This is a genomic window from Ensifer sp. BR816 (assembly GCF_000378985.1).
In the GTDB taxonomy this organism is placed as follows: Bacteria; Pseudomonadota; Alphaproteobacteria; order Rhizobiales; family Rhizobiaceae; genus Sinorhizobium.
Window position 1 is genome coordinate 3,578,460 of the sequence record NZ_KB905370.1, and the last position, 17,476, is coordinate 3,595,935.

Consider the following 17,476-nt stretch of genomic DNA (forward strand, 5'->3'; position numbering starts at 1 on the left):
TCATGTAGCCTCCCTAAACTCATCATCCTCTGGCCTCCATCCTTGCAATTCTGGAATATATCTCCATAAATGCAAGGATGATTGAGCGCTATATAACCACCACGCTGACAGAACTCATCGATGCCTACCCCGCCGTCGCACTTATCGGCCCGCGACAGGTGGGGAAGACGACGCTTGCACTTGCTATCGCTGAGCGGCGACCCTCGGTCTATCTCGATCTCGAGTCTGACGCCGATCGCGCCAAGCTCAGGGAACCGGAGCTCTACCTCGAGCAACACGTCGACAAGCTCGTCATTCTCGATGAAGTTCATCGCCTCCCGAACCTCTTTCAAAACCTGCGTGGACTCATCGATCGCGCGCGGCGATCAGGTAGAAGGGCCGGACAATTCCTTTTGCTTGGATCGGCCTCCATGGATCTGCTGAAACAGTCCGGTGAAACCCTCGCCGGCCGCATCGCCTATCAGGAGATGCATCCAATCGACGGTCTAGAGGTCGCCGACAAAGATATCATTCCTCTCTGGGTACGAGGTGGGTTTCCGGACAGTTTCCTTGCCACGAACGACCGGATAAGCCAGCGCTGGAGACAGGATTTCATCCGGACATACCTGGAACGGGATATCCCGCAGTTCGGCCCTCGCATTCCAGCCGAAACGCTCAGACGCTTCTGGACGATGCTCGCCCATCATCAGTCGGGCCTTCTCAACGCGGCAGAATTTGCCCGCGCGCTCGGCGTCGACGGCAAGACTGTAGCGAGCTACCTCGACCTGCTCGTCGATCTGCTACTTGTGCGGCGCCTGGAGCCCTGGCATGCCAACGTCGGCAAGCGCTTGGTTAAATCACCCCGCGTATACGTTCGCGATAGCGGGATAACTCACACCCTCCTGGGACTGGCAAACCATGACCAGATCCTTGGTCATCCCGTCGCCGGTGCAAGCTGGGAAGGTTTCGTTATCGAGACTTTATCCGCGGCCGCCCCCTATGGCAGTCACTTGAACTTCTACCGGACAGCCGCGGGAGCCGAGATCGATCTACTCATCACGCCTCCCGGGGCCCGCCCTTGGGCGATCGAGATCAAACGCAGCCTCGCTCCCAAAGTGGAAAAGGGGTTTTACCTCGCCTGTGAGGCAATAAACCCCGAAAAGCGCCTCGTCGTGTATCCGGGTTCCGAAATATTTCCTCTGATGAACGGTGTCGAGGCAGTGCCGCTTTCGGCTGCAGGAAAGCTTTTGCGCGAACTTGTCTGAAGCCTTCAGACACATACCTGCAGCTGCCGATCGAAATGCTGGCGTGACGCGTTCCATAGATGCAGCGCCTTATCACCACTGACGCAAGCGGAGGCGCGTTGGAGCCGGCGGCGATCAGATCGAATGGTGGCTATGTGGCAACAGGGCCACTCTCAAACTGCGCGGTAACCGCCCAAGCCACGGCGACCGGCTTGCCGTTCCAGCTTGCAACCGGGCAGATCATGCGCGGAGGCCTGGACAATCAGACTGAATGCTCGTTCGGCTTCCAATCGGAGAAAGAGTGATTGCGGAAAACCGTTGTCTCGTGGAACTGCCTGATGATGTCCCGCACCGCATCGGTGTCTCGTTCTTCCAGGACGCGCCCTCCAAGGCCGCGCTCGTGTTCAGCTTCGAACAAGCCGAGTGATCTCGACTATGCGCGTGTAGATCGTCCGCCTTGCCAACTTCATTTGGTTTGGCTCTGTTCGGTATGCTGGTTTCTGCCCGATGAGCAGAGCGAGGCTGCCGAGCCGCCCATCGCGGCGCTGGGGGGAGGCACCTTGCCCGGTGCCGTCGCTGTTCTGGTTCGAGATCCGCAAGCTGTTCGTTATGGGCAGAAAGGCGTGGCCGGGTAAACCCAGGCACGGCGCTTGCCATGACGCTCAGCCTGCACGGCCTGCCGTTCAAAGACGAAGCCGTCGGCGATGGCGTATCCGTCGTCGGTCTTGCTCTCAAGCATGGGCTGTCGGGCTACGACGCAACCTACGTCGCGCTGGCGAAATTGAGTGAGCCGCCGCTTGCGACCGCGGACCGAAAGATGGCCGCCGCCGCGCGGGCCGAAGGCCTCACAAATCGTGGGTCCACTTGCGCATGAGCACTGATAGGGCACCGATCCGAGCGCCGCCAATTCCACAAACCGATGTTGTGCGGATTCTAGCCGCGGAGGGCTGCCGGCAAAGACCACAGACGACGCAAAAGCCGGAAGTCGTGTCATTCTTCGTTTCGCGCGGCAGCATGCTTGTCCGTCAGCAATTCGGTACTGAGATGGTCGAGGCTCGAGTCCGTTTCGGCCGGTTCAACCGTGGCGCGATCGGCGTCGCTCCAGCCGACACGTCGCGGGCGGCCTGCGCGACGCTGACGGCGCACTCCTGACCAACGTCACTGCTTCAAGCCGGCATTCGCGGCTGAAACCAATCGGGCTCCGCCAACATCGCGTCCGACATGCCCATCCCTTACGGGGATGGCGAACATCCCCCTCTTCAAAATTGCTCACAGTGCGTACGGAGGTGGGGCACGGGCGCGGCTGAACGCCGACTGTTCGTCACCCACCCCTCCGGCCCGGTTCCATGGGTGCTCGGGGTCGATCGGGCGGCCATCGACATCACACCCGATGACGTGACCGCGCCTCTCCTCGCGCGGGATCAGCCCGTCATGGTGTGGCTGGCACACGTTCTCGTGATTGTTTGGATCGATGAACAGCGTAGTCTCCGCGATGAGGAGTGCGACGGTTCACGACCGTCGCCTCGGTGACTATCTCCGATTGGAAGGCAGCGCTCACAAAGGGGCTGCCGGCAAAGCTGCAGGTCTCGGGCGTCTTGCCAGGCTTTGAGCCCGTACCATCGGTGGTAGGCGAGATGCGGCGCGACGGCGAGACTACGTCGACAATCACTTCACCCTTAATAACTCCAAAGAAGCCCTAGGTTGGTACTTTATCAGGTTCTTATATTCTGTAAGCTGAAGTGCCGTTCCGTTGCTTGTGCCGGGCAGTTTTCGGGTAAGTCACAGATGAACGACAATCAGAACACGACGAGAGCTGAGTTTCTAAGCAACGACATCGTTGTACTTTTGAGGGACCCGCTTCTTGGGATTATTGAACTCAAATCTTTCGCAAATGAAACGATCGAGTTTTTGTTGGATCGTTATAGTGCGGCAGCATTGCTTTCGGCACTCGCCCAATTCCTTGCCCAAGGAGACGGCGACGATGCACCAAACGTCGGGTATTCAATGAGTCAGTAGCTTTTCACCAATGAGAGCTCGACGCCGAGCCGGTCACCGGCTTGCCGCCAGATTGGGCATTTGCGTTTTTGCTTTATTTTTGTGCACTCATGCACTATACGTCAGTTATGCGACGCTCATCCTCCCAGCGCCGCCGGGTATCGCGTACCGACCTAGCCTGTCGCTGATGCATCGGCGCCAGGCTTTTCTTTTCCAGTGAGGAAAGAGAGCGGCCAGCTCAACCACTGAAGGGAGCCGGCCGCACGATCGCCCGTCGCCGGAGGAGACGGCGCCAGGCAATAAGTAATACTTAAGGAAATAAGTAATACTTACTCTTTATCCTTGCTTCATTAGACTTTGGTATAATAGTCTCACTCCCTAAGCTTTGGGAGGAGCGAGGATGGTTGTACGCGTTGAAGCCGATGAGCTTTCCAAGCATGTTACTACTAAGGTGTGGAATATTCACGATTTTTGCCGCCGACAGCGCTTATGCCAGGAGGAAGAGCGGCGGCTAACCCTTATCTTCGGCGATTTCGCCACGGCTTCTGAATTGCTTCACAATGTGAAGCGCGCTCCGAGATGGAGATACTGACTGCAATGTGTCCCGCGTTCACACGTGACGCGGGACCGGTCGCGAAATAAGGCCGCGGACCGAAAAGAGAAGACCCGGCGCTGTGGCCGGGTCGATAGCAATGTCTTCACCAGGATACGTTACTTCGCGCCGCGAATGGGCACATGCCGCTCAACTTTCTCGTTGTCGTTCGCTGCAGCCCAGCACTCTGGCGGCCTCGACCAGCGCAACCTTGCCAGCCCTGTTTTCATATCCCTCGCTGTAGCCAAGCCTCAGGCCAATCGACTTCAGCGTACCTCGAGCGGCGACTTCTTCGACGACCGTGGCAACCTCGCTTTTTCTGACCTCAGGCGCTTCCCACGCTTGAGCACCGCTTGATGCGTTGCCGGAAGAGCGTGAAACGCCACCTAGGAAGCCGGCACCTTTGGCCAAGGCGGTTTCGCACTTAGTGGCTTTCACTGGCAGCTCGTTACTATCGATGGCTGCGACGGAGATGACATTATTTTCGGCGAGGCCGATCCCAATTCCCTTGTACCGGCCGGTACCGGCAAACTCAAACCCTGGCAGGAAAGCGAGGAAGACTGCGGCTGCAGCGCCGACGATTCCACCGCACTGCCCACCGAGACGAAAAGCTTTTCGGATACCCTCGTCGGCGGATGTGGCAACGATACCCTTGTCGGCGGCGAGGGTAACGATACCGTTGACGGCGGTGAGAGCATCGATCTCCTCTTCGGCGGCATCGGCAACGATATTCTGCGCGGCGGCGCAGGCTTCGATTTTCTAGTCGGCGACACTGGAAACGATACCGCTGACTATTCGACATCGTCGGAAGCTGTTACCGCAAATCTCGGTGCTTTCTGGCTCAACAGCGGCGGCGATGCTTCGGGCGGTGTCCTGACGGAGCTCGTCGAAATCCTCCTTGGCGGAATGCCGGTGGACGATTTCACCTCCTCGGAACTGTTCACGTCGTTCGCGGCCATGATCGATGAGCAGCTGGGCTTGCGTATTCCCGACATCACTCTCGGAATCGAGAACCTGACGGGCAGCGGCCACAAGGACGATCTCACCGGCAATGCCGGCGCCAACGTCCTTGATGGGGGCAAGGGCAAAGATCGCCTTGTCGGGGGCCTGGGGCATGACACCTATATGTTCGACGGTGCCGACACGATCGTCGAGGCTGCAAACCAGGGCACCGATACCGTCAAGTCGACGGTTTCTTACACGCTTGCCGCTAACCTCGAGAACCTGACGTTGGCCGGAACCGCTGCCATCAATGGCACAGGCAACAGCGTTGCCAATGTGCTGACCGGCAATTCAGCGGCAAACGCGCTCAACGGCGGTACCGGTGCCGATCGCCTCGTCGGCGGCGTCGGCAACGACACCTATATCACCGATGGCGGCGACACGATCGGCGAGGCTGCGAACCAAGGGACCGATACCGTCAAGTCGAGTGCGAGCCATACGCTGGCCTCCAATGTCGAAAACTTGACGCTCACCGGAACCGCGGCCATCAATGGCTCGGGCAACAATCTCGCCAACACCCTGAGCGGCAACTCGGCTAATAACGTACTCAACGGAGCCGTCGGCGCGGATCGGATGACTGACGGCCTCGGCAAGGACACGTTTGTGTTCAAGTCGACGTCGGATTCCACCGTTGCCACGTCCGGGCGCGACACGATCTTTGACTTCTCGGCGTCAGCCGGAGACAAGATCGACCTTTCGTCGATCGACGCGAATACCGGCATTTCCGGCAATCAGACATTCAGCTTCTTAGGGACGGGTGCCTTTACCGGTAAGGCCGGGCAACTGCGGTACGACAAGGCAACCTCGGACACCTACATCTACGCTGATGTGAATGGCGACAAGAAAGCCGACTTTGCGTCCACCTCAACGACGCTGTCACCCTCCAGAAAGAGCATTTCCTGCTTTGAAGTGAGTGATGAGAAAAATACTATGAACACGATGGAAAAATTGAGCCTCTTTCTTTTTCAGCACGTGTCTTCTGGGTTGGGTGCACGCGAACGCTTACGGAAGAGCCTCCTCCCGGCAGGCTCAGATTGGGTTCGAAACTTGCCCACCCGGCCAGATCAAACGGCTAGCAGGCGCTTATACCACCGCGAATATACCGAGAAAGCGGGAGTGTATCGCCAGGCCCACTTGAGGCGAAGTGTACAGCGACAACGAGACGGACGCGCGTGATCTGAATTTGTGAATGCGGTTCGACCCGCCGTCGTCGCGCCAGGCACGCGCGACCATGGGTGTGGTCGCCGGTCACCCTTCAGGCGATAACGACTGCGGAACATTGCCTGTGCAAACGCGCTGCAACCTATTGCTTCCGTACATTCGTTGGCGCACAAATTGCACGTCTGTGAAATCGAACGCTCAGACGCTGGACTCCTTTTTACTTACGGGTAAAAAGGAGTCCACACAGTGGTATTGAACCTGCTCGCGTCATCAAGCGACCGAGCAATAAAGGGGAGACACTCCGTCATCTAGAGCTTTTCTTCCACGGCATCGACACCACCATTAAATGCGGAAAGTGTTAGCCATGCGTCCGGTACAACACTTCGCTCATCAAAAACCTAAGAACACTCCTGACGACGCGCGACATCTTCGCAGAGGTATTTCCAACGTGAATTGGCACCCATTGGGTCAAACCCAATGAATACAGACAGTAGACGGCTAGTCGTCTTTGTCCTATCGGTTGGATATGAGAACGAGCCTGGAACATCTGCCAGAGAAGAAGCAGCTCGAGCTTGCCCGCGTGGTGGAGATCATTCACGAGGAGTTCGCCGATGCACTGGAAGGAAGCTCTGCCGCGTTTAAAAAGCGCGGCCGAATCCTGAAAATCATTCTGTTCGGCTCCTATGCCCGCGGCACCTTCGTCGACGAGCCACACACGATGAAGGGCTACCGCTCCGACTACGACATTCTCGTCATCGTCAATTCGAAGAAGCTTGCCGCACCGGAATACTGGGACAAGGCGACCGACCGGCTGATGTGGGACAAGGGGATCTCGACGCCGGTCAGCCCGATCGTCCACGGCGCCCGCGAGGTGAACAACTTCCTCGCCGATGGGCAGTATTTCTTCGTCGACATTCTGCGCGAGGGCATAATGCTCTACGAACTCGACGACCGGTCACTGGCAGAACCGAAACGGCGTTCGCCCGCCGATGCTTTTCGAATTGCCAAGGAATATTTCGATGACCGGATACCGCACGCCAAGGTTTTCTTAAAAACCGCAACGTTCTGCATCAGGGAACAAGACCTCAAGGAAGCGGCTTTTCTACTACACCAAGCGATCGAACAATTGTACGCGGCTATCCTTTTGGTCCTTACCAACTACAGTCCGCCGTCGCATAATCTTAAGTTTCTGCGCGGCCTTGCAGAAGAGCAGGACCATCGCCTTATTGGCGCCTGGCCGCGCGATCAGCATCGCTTTACGGCTTGGTACAACATCCTGAACGAGGCCTATGTAAAGGCCCGCTACTCGAAGCACTTCGAAATTACTGAAGATACGCTCGGGTGGCTTCTCGAACGGACCGAACACCTTCACCGTCTCGTCGAGGCGATCTGCAAGGAAAGGCTAGCGGCATTGGAGTGTGCTGCCTTCAACAGCGGAGAATGAATCTCTGCAACGAAGGTTCAACGCCGTCGATCCAGATCCATGGATGCTTGCCTTGCTTTTGTGGTGTTCGATATCTTTCGTAGCGCGGCTAATCGAAGGCATGGGCCCAAAAGCCTTCACCGTTGAGGATCGTCTCCCAATCAGCGGCGGAGTCGAGGCGACAGCGCCGAGCGTGGTGAATTGGATCCCATTGTAAACACGGTGTGGCTCTTGACAGCAGCGATAAAGGAACTCTTGTGAAGCGGCTACTGTCGCCTTCTCCTGATCGAGGTGAACCTCAGGCGAGCGATATGAGCCGGCACCTTTAAGGCGCCAGCAAGTGCGCCACCAGCGACGCGCTTCCAGTTCTCAGGCAAGAGCCCCGCAAAGCGCCCCGCGGCATTGTTCGTGAGACAAACCCGGCCATCTTCGAGCCCGTGCCGATCGTAGGCACGCCAACCGGATCCAGATAACAGGTCAGCGGGTTGGCTTCGTGGCCATGCATAAAAGCGCGCGCCCACGCGGAGACGTGATCGTGATGGTCATTGAGGATTCCTGTAAAAGTGGCCTTGGCCGGAAACGGATGAAACACGACAGAAGGCGTCGATCCTGCCGGGATGCTGGATCTTCATCAATGCAGTTCTTCAGCTGAGCATGTCATCTCAGAACGTTGAATGCACGTGCCGCAGCTAGTTGCCAGGGTGCGGTCGTCGACCACACCCTGCGAGCCATCCGACTCAGCCCAGTAAGAAGACGTCGTGACTTTCAATCGTCACAGTGTCTGCGGCGTTGGCGTGCGGTTGCGCGATCGTACTTGCCGGCGAACAAGGGCGAGCGCACCGTCGCGAAGAATTTCGCGCGATCCATTGGTGTGTGGTGGGTGGCCCGCACAGCGGCCGATGGTGGTTCTGTCTTTGGAAAGTGGCTTGCGCCCAAAACCTCTGATGGGATACGGTCGCCGGATGCAGGGAGCCGGACAGGGTAATGGATCAGGTCGAGCGGTTGGCGCATGCAGTTGCCGAGCTGGAACTAGGCGACGAGGAAAACTGGCCCAAAATCTCCATTTCGGCAAAAGGCTGTCGAGAACGCTGATGAAGTACCTTCGCTGCGCGCAGTGACTTCATCGACACTCTCATACGAGAAAATTTTCTACCAGCAGACAACCGGGCATGATCGATGACACGTCAGGAAATCATTGCAGAGCTAGAGGCTCTGAGAGAGCCAAAGAGGCAGATGGATCTCGCTATCGCGCAGTTGTTCAATTACCGCCGCAAGAAGGCCATAGTGCCTACGAGCGGAAGCAAGCCAGAAGAGATAAAGGTTACGTGGACCGATCCCAACGGCGGCGAGCTACAATTCGGGGTGGTTCCGCGCTTCACCGAAAGCCTCGATGCAGCGAAATCTCTGTTCGACTACGCGCTACCTGGCATGGCGGGTGGCTTTAGCTATCACTCAGGGTATGCCAAAGCGACGGTTGCCGATGGAGAAGTCGTGACTGCGTTCAATCCGGCAACTGCCATTTGTCTCGCGACAATAAAGGCGGCTTCCACCTCGATCCTGCAAGAGACCTCACCGTGACACACCCGAGATGAACGCTATCTCTTCCTACATGCAGCGCCTATGGAACCGTGTCAGGCACCAGGCGCTTCCATGCATCCCCGTCAAAACAAAGCCGTTGGTTGATGTTGCCGTCGACCCTCTGTTGGATCAGTTCGACGGATTGCTTACCAGGGGAGTTCCCGATGCGTATCGAATATGGCGAGCCGCGCAGGAGTATCTAAAACGTGGCGACACGGAGAGTGCCGTCAAGTGCCAGAACCTAAATTACTTACTACACAACTCATCTATCCCCAACTCAGTTAAATTCGGTGAAGGCGTCAGGTTCGGCTACGGCGGCATTGGCATCGTGATTCACCGCGACTGCGAAATTCGCAAGGGGGCCATGATCGGTGCGAATGTCACGCTCGGCGGCCGCTCTGGCGGCAAGATCCGCTTGAGCGCAGAAGGAAAGCGCGTCGGCGTCCCATTGATTGGAGATTATGCGTACCTGGCCACTGGTTGCAAAATCCTGGGCGGCATTGAGATCGGCTCCCTTTCAATTGTCGGCGCAAACGCCGTGGTTACGAGAGATGTCCCGCCTCTGACTATCGTAGCAGGAGCGCCAGCCCAAGAACTCGGGACGATCACAGCTCAGAATTGCCTTCGATACAAGAGCATGTTCATCGCGCTGCGCGATGTCCCTAACGATAAATACGTTGCGCTAATCGACAACTACCGGACCGCCGAAAACACAACGATTTAGAGAGAAACATGCTCCGTTGGACAATGCCAGCCCCGGCCCAAGAGGCAACCTCTCTTTGGCACCTTAAGAAGCTGACCCGCCTCACCAAGGCTCAAGCTGCGTCGGGGCAGAAAGTAATCACCTCCGAGACGTGGGACACCCCACAGTTCGGGACCGTCTCACTCGGCGACGGTCACTGGGACCAACTCCACGACAAGCCGCGGACGCTCGGATGGCAGGTCCATCAATTTGCATTCATTCCCGACCTGATCGCGTTCGATCGCCACAACATGAGCACCGAAGGCGCAGATCGAGCGCTCGCCATGCTCGACCAGTGGTGGTCTAAGTTTCGGGACGCTCCCAGGGTCCAGACAAATATGCCGTGGCACGACCACGCTACCGCGCTACGGCTAGTCAACCTTCTTCTCGTTCGAAGCCAAATCCTGCCGAAAATTGATCCGCTTCTGGATGCAGTCTGCCGCGAACATGCCGAGTTGCTGAAGGATGAGAGCTTCTACCAGAAGGGCAATAACCACGGCTTGGATCAGAGCATTGCGCTGTTCGAATACTCGCAGGAGATGGCGGACGGCGAAACAGAACACCTGGCGCTTGATCGTATCCGGTTCGAGATTTCCGCAGCATTCGCCCCAGACGGCGGCCATGTCGAAAACAGCACCGGCTATCATCACTTCGGCATCGCGCAGATGAAGCATGCGAACGAAATAACGTTGGCGTACACAGGCACTGAAATCGATACTGCCGGCCTTGATCGGGCCGAGACGATTCTGGCGCACATGACGCGGCCCGATCGCAAACTGCCCCACATTGGCGACACCGCCGACTTCACCGTGCGCCGACTGCCTCAACCCGCCTCAAACGATCTTGTTCTCCCCGATAGCGGTTGGGCTTTTTTCCGCAGCGGATGGGACACACAGGCCCTACACGGGTCGTTCAAGTCAGGATTTCTCAGCCAGGCACACCGTCATGACGACGACTTGTCTTTGTCACTGTTCGGCTCGGGCGAGGAATGGCTGATCGACGGCGGGATGTATGCGCATCAGCCGAAAGACCCGATGCGTATATACATGCGTTCTGCCGATTCTCACAGCCTGCCTTACGTTGTCGGAGAACGGGCGTGGCGAGATATGGCCGCCATCGGCCAGCATTCGCAGATCGTCTCATCTCGCAGCGCCGAAAGAACCTTCGAGGTGACCGGAGAGACGAGGATGTGGCGCGGCTTCGAAGCGAGACGAACCGTCACGTTCGATCGCGTCAACCGCTCCATCACAATCAGGGATCAAGTTGACCCTGTTTCCGATAAGGCTCATGAGCGCGTATCTGCAAGATCAGAAAACGGTTATGCCATTTACGGAACGCGCTTTCTGATCCCTGCGGACAAGAAGGTCTCCCGAACTCCAGATGGCGTCACGATCACAGGCCAGAGCGGCACGCTGAGAATTTTGTCGAGCATGCCGTCCAAGATCATTTCGGGACAGTCGGAGCCAACTGTCTCTGGCTGGCGCTCGATAAAGCCCAACAAGGTCGAACCGGCCTTCGATGTATCCTTCCTCGTTAGGACCACATCGATGGACGAGACATTCACGCTCTCTTGGGATTAACCCTTTATCTCTGCCGAGACCCAACTCGTCGTCACGCCATCCCCCACGTTGGCACATTGGACCGTGAACGTTAGCGGCAATGTTCCCGCAGCGATGGTGTTAACCGTCGATGTTCCCGTTCCAACTTTTACGCGATTGGTACCGATACCGGTCTCAAGCTTGAGCGCCGTCGCCTGCGTGGCAGAGGTGAGAAGGCGAATTTCCGCCTCAAAGACAAACCCGCCGTTCGCATCAGCTTCAATGGTCGCCCCCGCGAGGAGTGAGCCACCGAGACGAGCCCTTACGCTCTTTGTGCCGGCGACACCCGTAATCGTGCCAGCGGCGCGAATTCTAATCGCCTTGCCTGGGTAGATTGAGGTAGGAACACTTGACAGTTTGTAGGTGTCCAGCGTGAAGCTGGCGACAGTGGTTTCCGTAGTGCCGGAAGATGCGGTTGGGGCGAGATTTGCCGCGATCTCTCGCCACGCTGTGGAATTCTCAGAAGCAATAGAACCGCCGTCCTGAACTCGAATAACTTCTGTATTGGCGTCAGTGGTACCCATGTACCAGTTGACGCCGGACGGAAACACGTTGCCCGCCTGCGCCCGAACAGCGACAGTATTGCGCTTGAAAGTCGAGCCATTGAGATTCACGCGGGCATTTACCGCAGCGAGAACACCGACGGCGTTATCTTCGTAGGTGACGAAATCAGAGTGGCCTGTCGCACCTTCTTGGGCCATGAAGCCACTCGAAGTGCAGCTTCGAATAAACGGTCCTTGCCCGACCGCCCCTGCCAGTTGGTTCCCGATTTCATGCTTTGTGTTGAACAGCGACCTAATGCCGGTCGTACAAGCTGTGATTGCTCCGCCTTTTACCTCGAGCAAGGCATGATTGGTGGCGCTGATACCATAAACGGAGCCGGAAGCATGAACGTTTTCTGTTCTCAGCCAGCCGGCACCATCTATAGACAGACCAATAGAACTTGAACTACCACTATAGTTCTGGAACTTGATATCCTTGACGAGAGCCTTCACGCCGCGCTCAAGCTGGATGCCAACAGCAGCAGCACCACCTGCATCAAAAATTGCAGTCGGGACAGGCTCAGGGTTGGTCGCCGGATCATAGCCGACATCAGGCCCCTGAATCGTAATGGCGTTCTTCATGTCTATGCCGGCAGCGGTCATGTCGCTGTTGGCGTGCCCAAGCCGCGCAGTCCTTTGCGACGGAGCCGAATACGTGCCGGCAGCAAGTTTGACGACCCATTTACCGTCCAGCGGCCAATAATGTTTTAGCGCGTCGAAAGCCCCTTGCAGCGACGAAATCGGCTGCGAGGACGATAGGCCGTCAGCGGTGGGTGAGCCGCCCGTAGAGACGTAGAGGGTGTTTGTCTGCCCCTCTGCTGGATTGACGGCGAACAGATCAGTACCCCGTTTCACAACGCCCGGACCTTCGTGACGAACGTCATGGAAGTTCGGGATTGTTGCAGTCGAGAGGTACGTGCCGTCAGGCCAGAACAGCGGCGTGTTATTCGCGTATGACCAAGCCACAGCAGCCTCGATCACAGTTTGCGCGCTAACAGCACCAGTAAGGTCTACGGCGCCATAGCCGGTGACGTAGTTGATAGCCGAGGCCGCAGCTTCAACACGATCTGCGGCATCTTCTGCTGCAGCAAGAATCGCGCTTGAAGACTGATCGCTCACAAGCCGGAACGTTGCACCAGAGATGATCCCCATAACGATCATGCCGGCAACGAAACCACCTGCTGCGATGCTACCGCCGCTATTAGTCTTGATCGTCATCGGCGCCCCTCCATTGAAGCTGATGGTCACCGGAAATCCGGTGTTTGCCTCAAAGATGTTCATCCATATCAACGCGGACTCGCTTACTGGGATGCTCGTCGTGGCCTGGATAGCGTTTGGTGTACCATCGCCGACATCAGATGCAATGATAAAGCTGAACGGCAGGTCGGCGCGACGCGCACCCACGCCCCAGTGCCGGAATCACCGAGCTTCTGGTAAACGCCATTGTTCGCCGCAACAGGGTCGTGGCTTCGGTCAGCCCGCGAGATGGGTAGTGCACCGTCACAAATCGCCGATACGGAATGTCTTGAGCGCCATCTGCTGTGTAATCGGCAACCACCGACACGCGCCGCGCATTTGCGGGAACAAACGTCAGCTTCTTCTTGCGCTGGCAGTGATTGTGGCTAGCTGCATTCTCGAAAGTCCGTGCGCTCCATGTTGTCGTCGACGTCGGCTATCCGGAAGTGCCCGTGACGGCGAACGGAGAGGCACGCCGATCTCGCCGATCGCCCTGGAGACCGTTCAACGGCACGATGCGCAATTCGAGAACGGTCGCCAGATCAATGGATCAAGCGCCGAAGAACCGCAAACCGCTGTTCGATGACTTGCGCGAGTGGCGAAACGAGAGCGCGCCACGCTCAGCAAATCCTCTTTGTCATCGAGCCGATTGATTACATGCTCAAGCGCTGGGATGTTTTTCACCGTTTCTGGAAGACGGCCGGAGCCCGATCCGCGAACTCCCACACGGGTCAGCGACAGACGAAACGATCGCACGAAAGGCTGGACAGATGTTAGCAGTCGGCTACCCGTGATCCCGCACCGGACCGACGTGATAAGCTGATCACAATCATTCGACGGTGACCGATTTGGCGAGGTTGCGCGGCTGGTCGACATCGGAGCCCATGAAGACCGCCGTGTGATAGGCGAGCAGTTGGACCGGCAGAGAGAAAATCATCGGCGCGATGATCTCGTCGACATTCGGAAGCACGATCGTGTGCATCGTGTCGAGCTTCGAAGCGGCAGCACCCCGGTCGTCGGTGATCAGGATGATCCTTCCGCCACGCGCCGCCACTTCCTGCATGTTGGAGACGGTCTTGTCGAAGAAGCGGTCATGCGGCGCAATCACGATGACCGGCATGTTCTCGTCGATCAGTGCGATCGGACCGTGTTTCAGTTCGCCGGCGGCGTAGCCTTCCGCGTGGATGTAGGATATTTCCTTGAGCTTAAGGGCACCCTCCATGGCGAGCGGGAAGCTGGTGCCGCGGCCGAGATAAAGCACGTCGCGGCATTTCGACAATTCGCGCGACAGGAACTCAATCTTCGGCTGGATGCTGTTGAGCACCTGCCCCATGAGGCGCGGCATCTCGGCAAGGTTCCTGACCAGCGCCTGTTCTTCCTCTTCACTGACGGTGCCGCGCGCTCTGCCCGCAGCGACCGCGAGGGCGGCGAGAACGGCAAGCTGGCAGGTGAAGGCCTTGGTCGACGCGACACCGATCTCAGGACCGGCGAGAATGGGGAAGACGGCATCGGACTCGCGCGCAATGGTCGATTCGCGCGTGTTGACGACCGCGCCGATCTTCAGGCCGTGCTCCTTGCAGTAACGCAGCGAGGCAAGCGTGTCGGCAGTCTCGCCCGATTGCGAGATGAAGAGGGCGGCCGATTGCGGCGACAGAGGGATCTCGCGATAACGGAATTCGGAGGCGACATCGATCTCGACCGGCAGGCGGGCATAGCGCTCGAACCAGTACTTGCCGATCAACCCGGCCAGATAGGCGGTGCCGCAGGCGGAGATCGCCAGGCTTGGCACCTTGGCGAAGTCGATGTTGTCCGAAACCGGCAGCACCCGATGGTCGATGAAGTTGATATAGTGGCTGAGCGCGTGGGAGATGACCTCCGGCTGCTCGTAGATTTCCTTCTCCATGAAATGACGATGGTTGCCCTTGTCGACCATATAGGCTGCGGCTGTGGACAGCTGTCGCGGCCGTGTGACGGGATTGCCGTCCAGGTCGAAGATATGGACGCCGGTCTTGCCGAGCACCGCCCAGTCGCCATCGATCAGATAGGTGATTTCATTGGTGAAAGGCGCGAGCGCGATGGCGTCGGAGCCAAGGAACATCTCGCCGTTACCATGGCCGATCGCCAGCGGCGGGCCGTTGCGGGCCGCCATGATCGTCGAAGGGTCGTCTTGGAAAAGAACGGCAAGGGCATAGGCTCCCCGCACCCGCTTCAGCATCGCGTGCATCGCCTCGCGGCGTCCCATGCCGTCGCGGCGAAGTCTTGCCAGCAGCTGCGCGACGACTTCCGTGTCGGTCTCGGTCTGGAATTCGGCACCCGTCTCGGACAGTTCGTCCTTCAACTCGGCAAAATTCTCGATGATGCCGTTGTGCACGACGGCGACGCCGTCGGTGAAATGCGGATGGGCGTTACGCTCGGTCGGTGCCCCGTGAGTCGCCCAGCGCGTGTGGGCGATGCCGATGCTACCGGCGAGCGGCTCCTCTTTCAGCCTCGCCTCGAGATTGACGAGCTTGCCCTCGGCGCGCCGGCGATCCAGCGCTCCCCCCTCGATCGTCGCAACGCCGGCCGAATCGTATCCCCGGTATTCAAGGCGCTTCAACGCATCGACCAGCCGCTCCGAGACCGGCTGCTGCCCGACGATACCCACAATCCCGCACATATATAACTCCGCATTCTTTTGCACGCTGACACGGCGCACCGGATCGCCAGAAAGATAAGAAAACAGCACCGCGGCTGCCTGCCCAGTTTCGCCAACTCATGAAACTACGTCAGCGATAAGCCGGCCCGCTGCTGTCTGTCCCCAAAGACGGATGCCGCCCTCTCGAAGCCTTGGTAACGAAATTATCGCGGGAGACAATCCTCTCTATGTAACTTTTAGTGTTTAACCGAGTCGTCGGTAACCGTTGCCCTTTTCCTCGCAGCACTCTCCGCCTCATATGCGCGTTGCGCGCTTCACCCCTAGGCGCGCCGAAGGAAAGGACGGTTTTCGCTTGATGAATGACGACTGACAGCTGGCGGATCATCAGGCAAACATGTACACAGCAGTGGATTTTCTTGTTTTCAGGCGCTGATGGCGGTGACGAGGCGACAGGCAAAGACCGCAGGAACGGCAAAGGGACGCGGGTTCATTCCCTCTGCTCCTTCACCGGAGCAGGTGACGATCTTTGCTGTCCATGTGACCGAATGGAAACGGCCCTTCCTCCAGCGCTACTTCCCCGGCAGTCGTTTTTATTTCCTGCCGAAGGATCTAGGCGAGCGAGAATTTGATCGAGCCTGGAAAGCGAGAATTCTCGCGGAGGCGCGTTGCGAATTCCTCGTCTGGGGGCGAGAACTGCCGCCGGCGCTCACCGCCATCGCGGCGCAGCAAGCTATTCCCGTGCTGTTCCTTGAGGACGCCTTCCTTCGTTCGGCGCGGCCCAGCGCCAGCCGTACGCCTCCCCTGTCGCTGGCGCTCGACAGCAGGACGCCCTATTTCGATTGCCACCGGCCGTCCGATCTCGAAGTGCTGCTTTCAACCTATGACTTCGAGGCGGATGCGGCGCTGATGGAACGGGCTCGCGCCGGCGTCGCGCTTCTTCTGGAGAGCGGCATCAGCAAATATAATGGCGGGCTGCAGCGGACGACGGAAGAGCTTTATGGACCAAAGACGCGCAAGCGCGTGCTGGTCGTCGGCCAGGTCGAAGACGATGCCTCGATCCGCCACGGCTGTCCGAGCCCGATGACAAACAACGATTTGGTGCGGTTTGCCGCAGCCGAGCAGCCGAATGCCCAGCTTGTCTACAAGCCGCACCCGGACGTGTTGAGCCGCGTCCGTCCGGCCCGCTCCGACCCCGCCGAAGTTGCGCATCTCTGCGACGTGGTGACCGAGAGCTTGCCGCTCGCCGAAGCACTGCGCACGATCGACCATGTCTATACGATCACGTCGCTGGCCGGCTTCGAGGCGCTCATGCGCGGAATCAAGGTTACGACGGCGGGATTGCCTTTCTATGCCGGCTGGGGGCTGACGGACGACAGGCAGCCGAATCCGCGCCGCGGCAGAAAGCTTTCGCCGGAGGCGCTTTTCGCCGGCGCCTATCTCCTTTATCCTCGCTACTTCGACCCCGTCACCGGAGAGCAAACGTCATTCGAAGCGACCGTCGCCGCGATCAAGCGGCAACTCGAAGAGCCCCATCTCACAAACCCCTCCCGCCCGGCCTGGCGGCCGTGGGGTCCCTACGGCGTGCTCGGCTGGCGCCATCTGCTCACCGCGGTCGTGGCGCCGGCCATCCGCCGTGCCGGCAACGACCGCGACATCGAAGATTTCCGGACAGACCCCATCGGTTTTTTCCGCGGCCTCTCCGACCGGCGGCTGCGGCTGATCGGCCGCATTCTCTATCCGTACGGGTGA

15 protein-coding genes and 2 pseudogenes are annotated in these 17,476 nt (G+C 58.3%); 14 read left to right on the plus strand and 3 right to left on the minus strand.

Features of this window, described 5'->3' with window-relative positions; genetic code table 11:
• Positions 1-77: 77 nt before the first annotated feature.
• The 6 genes from RHIBR816_RS0117205 (at position 78) to RHIBR816_RS38425 (ending at position 3,810) form a co-directional block, all read left to right on the plus strand.
• Positions 78-1,244 (plus strand): ATP-binding protein, encoded by a 1,167-nt coding sequence (locus RHIBR816_RS0117205; protein ID WP_018237818.1) that lies wholly within the window; start codon positions 78-80, stop codon positions 1,242-1,244.
• Positions 1,245-1,524: 280 nt separating this feature from the next.
• The gene (locus RHIBR816_RS38885; protein ID WP_018237820.1) at positions 1,525-1,650 is read left to right on the plus strand and encodes a hypothetical protein; all 126 of its coding nucleotides are present in this window, start codon (positions 1,525-1,527) and stop codon (positions 1,648-1,650) included.
• A gap of 228 nt (positions 1,651-1,878) precedes the next feature.
• A complete protein-coding gene (locus RHIBR816_RS38420) occupies positions 1,879-2,097 on the plus strand; it encodes a type II toxin-antitoxin system VapC family toxin (RefSeq protein WP_245262606.1) in 219 nt (72 codons plus the stop codon).
• 113 nt (positions 2,098-2,210) lie between these two features.
• The gene (locus tag RHIBR816_RS37545; protein WP_157628200.1) at positions 2,211-2,375 is read left to right on the plus strand and encodes a hypothetical protein; all 165 of its coding nucleotides are present in this window, start codon (positions 2,211-2,213) and stop codon (positions 2,373-2,375) included.
• A gap of 633 nt (positions 2,376-3,008) precedes the next feature.
• Positions 3,009-3,239, plus strand: a complete 231-nt coding sequence (locus tag RHIBR816_RS0117230) for a hypothetical protein (protein WP_018237822.1) — start codon at positions 3,009-3,011, stop codon at positions 3,237-3,239.
• A 379-nt stretch (positions 3,240-3,618) separates the two neighbouring features.
• Positions 3,619-3,810 carry a hypothetical protein gene (locus RHIBR816_RS38425; RefSeq protein ID WP_084811096.1) on the plus strand — a complete coding sequence of 64 codons (192 nt, stop codon included), beginning with the start codon at positions 3,619-3,621 and terminating at the stop codon, positions 3,808-3,810.
• Between the two features lie 150 nt (positions 3,811-3,960).
• On the opposite strand, the gene RHIBR816_RS37550 is transcribed toward RHIBR816_RS38425, so the two are convergent.
• Complete coding sequence (locus tag RHIBR816_RS37550; protein WP_157628201.1) at positions 3,961-4,248, minus strand: hypothetical protein; 288 nt, start codon at positions 4,246-4,248, stop codon at positions 3,961-3,963.
• A 153-nt stretch (positions 4,249-4,401) separates the two neighbouring features.
• On the opposite strand from RHIBR816_RS37550, the pseudogene RHIBR816_RS39035 reads away from it, so the two are divergent.
• The 6 genes and pseudogenes from RHIBR816_RS39035 to RHIBR816_RS0117255 form a co-directional block, all read left to right on the plus strand.
• Positions 4,402-5,178 (plus strand): annotated as a pseudogene (locus RHIBR816_RS39035) (calcium-binding protein); the annotation flags it as partial.
• Between the two features lie 622 nt (positions 5,179-5,800).
• Positions 5,801-5,950, plus strand: coding sequence for a DUF6719 family protein (locus RHIBR816_RS39040; RefSeq protein WP_371259056.1), 150 nt, complete (start codon positions 5,801-5,803; stop codon positions 5,948-5,950).
• 549 nt (positions 5,951-6,499) lie between these two features.
• Positions 6,500-7,417: a nucleotidyltransferase and HEPN domain-containing protein gene (locus RHIBR816_RS0117240; RefSeq protein WP_026187109.1), complete on the plus strand. Its 918-nt coding sequence runs from the start codon at positions 6,500-6,502 to the stop codon at positions 7,415-7,417.
• A gap of 1,155 nt (positions 7,418-8,572) precedes the next feature.
• Positions 8,573-8,974, plus strand: coding sequence for a hypothetical protein (locus RHIBR816_RS0117245; RefSeq protein WP_018237825.1), 402 nt, complete (start codon positions 8,573-8,575; stop codon positions 8,972-8,974).
• A gap of 10 nt (positions 8,975-8,984) precedes the next feature.
• A complete protein-coding gene (locus RHIBR816_RS35305) occupies positions 8,985-9,698 on the plus strand; it encodes a hypothetical protein (RefSeq protein WP_018237826.1) in 714 nt (237 codons plus the stop codon).
• Between the two features lie 8 nt (positions 9,699-9,706).
• Entirely contained in the window at positions 9,707-11,296 is a 1,590-nt protein-coding gene (locus tag RHIBR816_RS0117255; protein ID WP_018237827.1) for a heparinase II/III family protein, read from the plus strand.
• On the opposite strand, the gene RHIBR816_RS37985 is transcribed toward RHIBR816_RS0117255, so the two are convergent.
• Entirely contained in the window at positions 11,293-13,260 is a 1,968-nt protein-coding gene (locus RHIBR816_RS37985) for a hypothetical protein (protein WP_018237828.1), read from the minus strand. The genes RHIBR816_RS0117255 and RHIBR816_RS37985 overlap by 4 nt on opposite strands.
• Before the next feature lie 277 nt (positions 13,261-13,537).
• Between RHIBR816_RS37985 and RHIBR816_RS37990 the strand changes: the two are divergent.
• A pseudogene (locus tag RHIBR816_RS37990) lies at positions 13,538-13,796 on the plus strand (transposase); the annotation flags it as partial.
• Between the two features lie 125 nt (positions 13,797-13,921).
• On the opposite strand, the gene glmS reads toward RHIBR816_RS37990, so the two are convergent.
• Positions 13,922-15,748, minus strand: a complete 1,827-nt coding sequence (gene glmS / locus RHIBR816_RS0117265; RefSeq protein ID WP_018237829.1) for a glutamine--fructose-6-phosphate transaminase (isomerizing) — start codon at positions 15,746-15,748, stop codon at positions 13,922-13,924.
• 411 nt (positions 15,749-16,159) lie between these two features.
• Between glmS and RHIBR816_RS0117270 the strand changes: the two genes are divergently transcribed.
• Positions 16,160-17,476, plus strand: coding sequence for a capsular polysaccharide biosynthesis protein (locus RHIBR816_RS0117270; protein WP_026187110.1), 1,317 nt, complete (start codon positions 16,160-16,162; stop codon positions 17,474-17,476).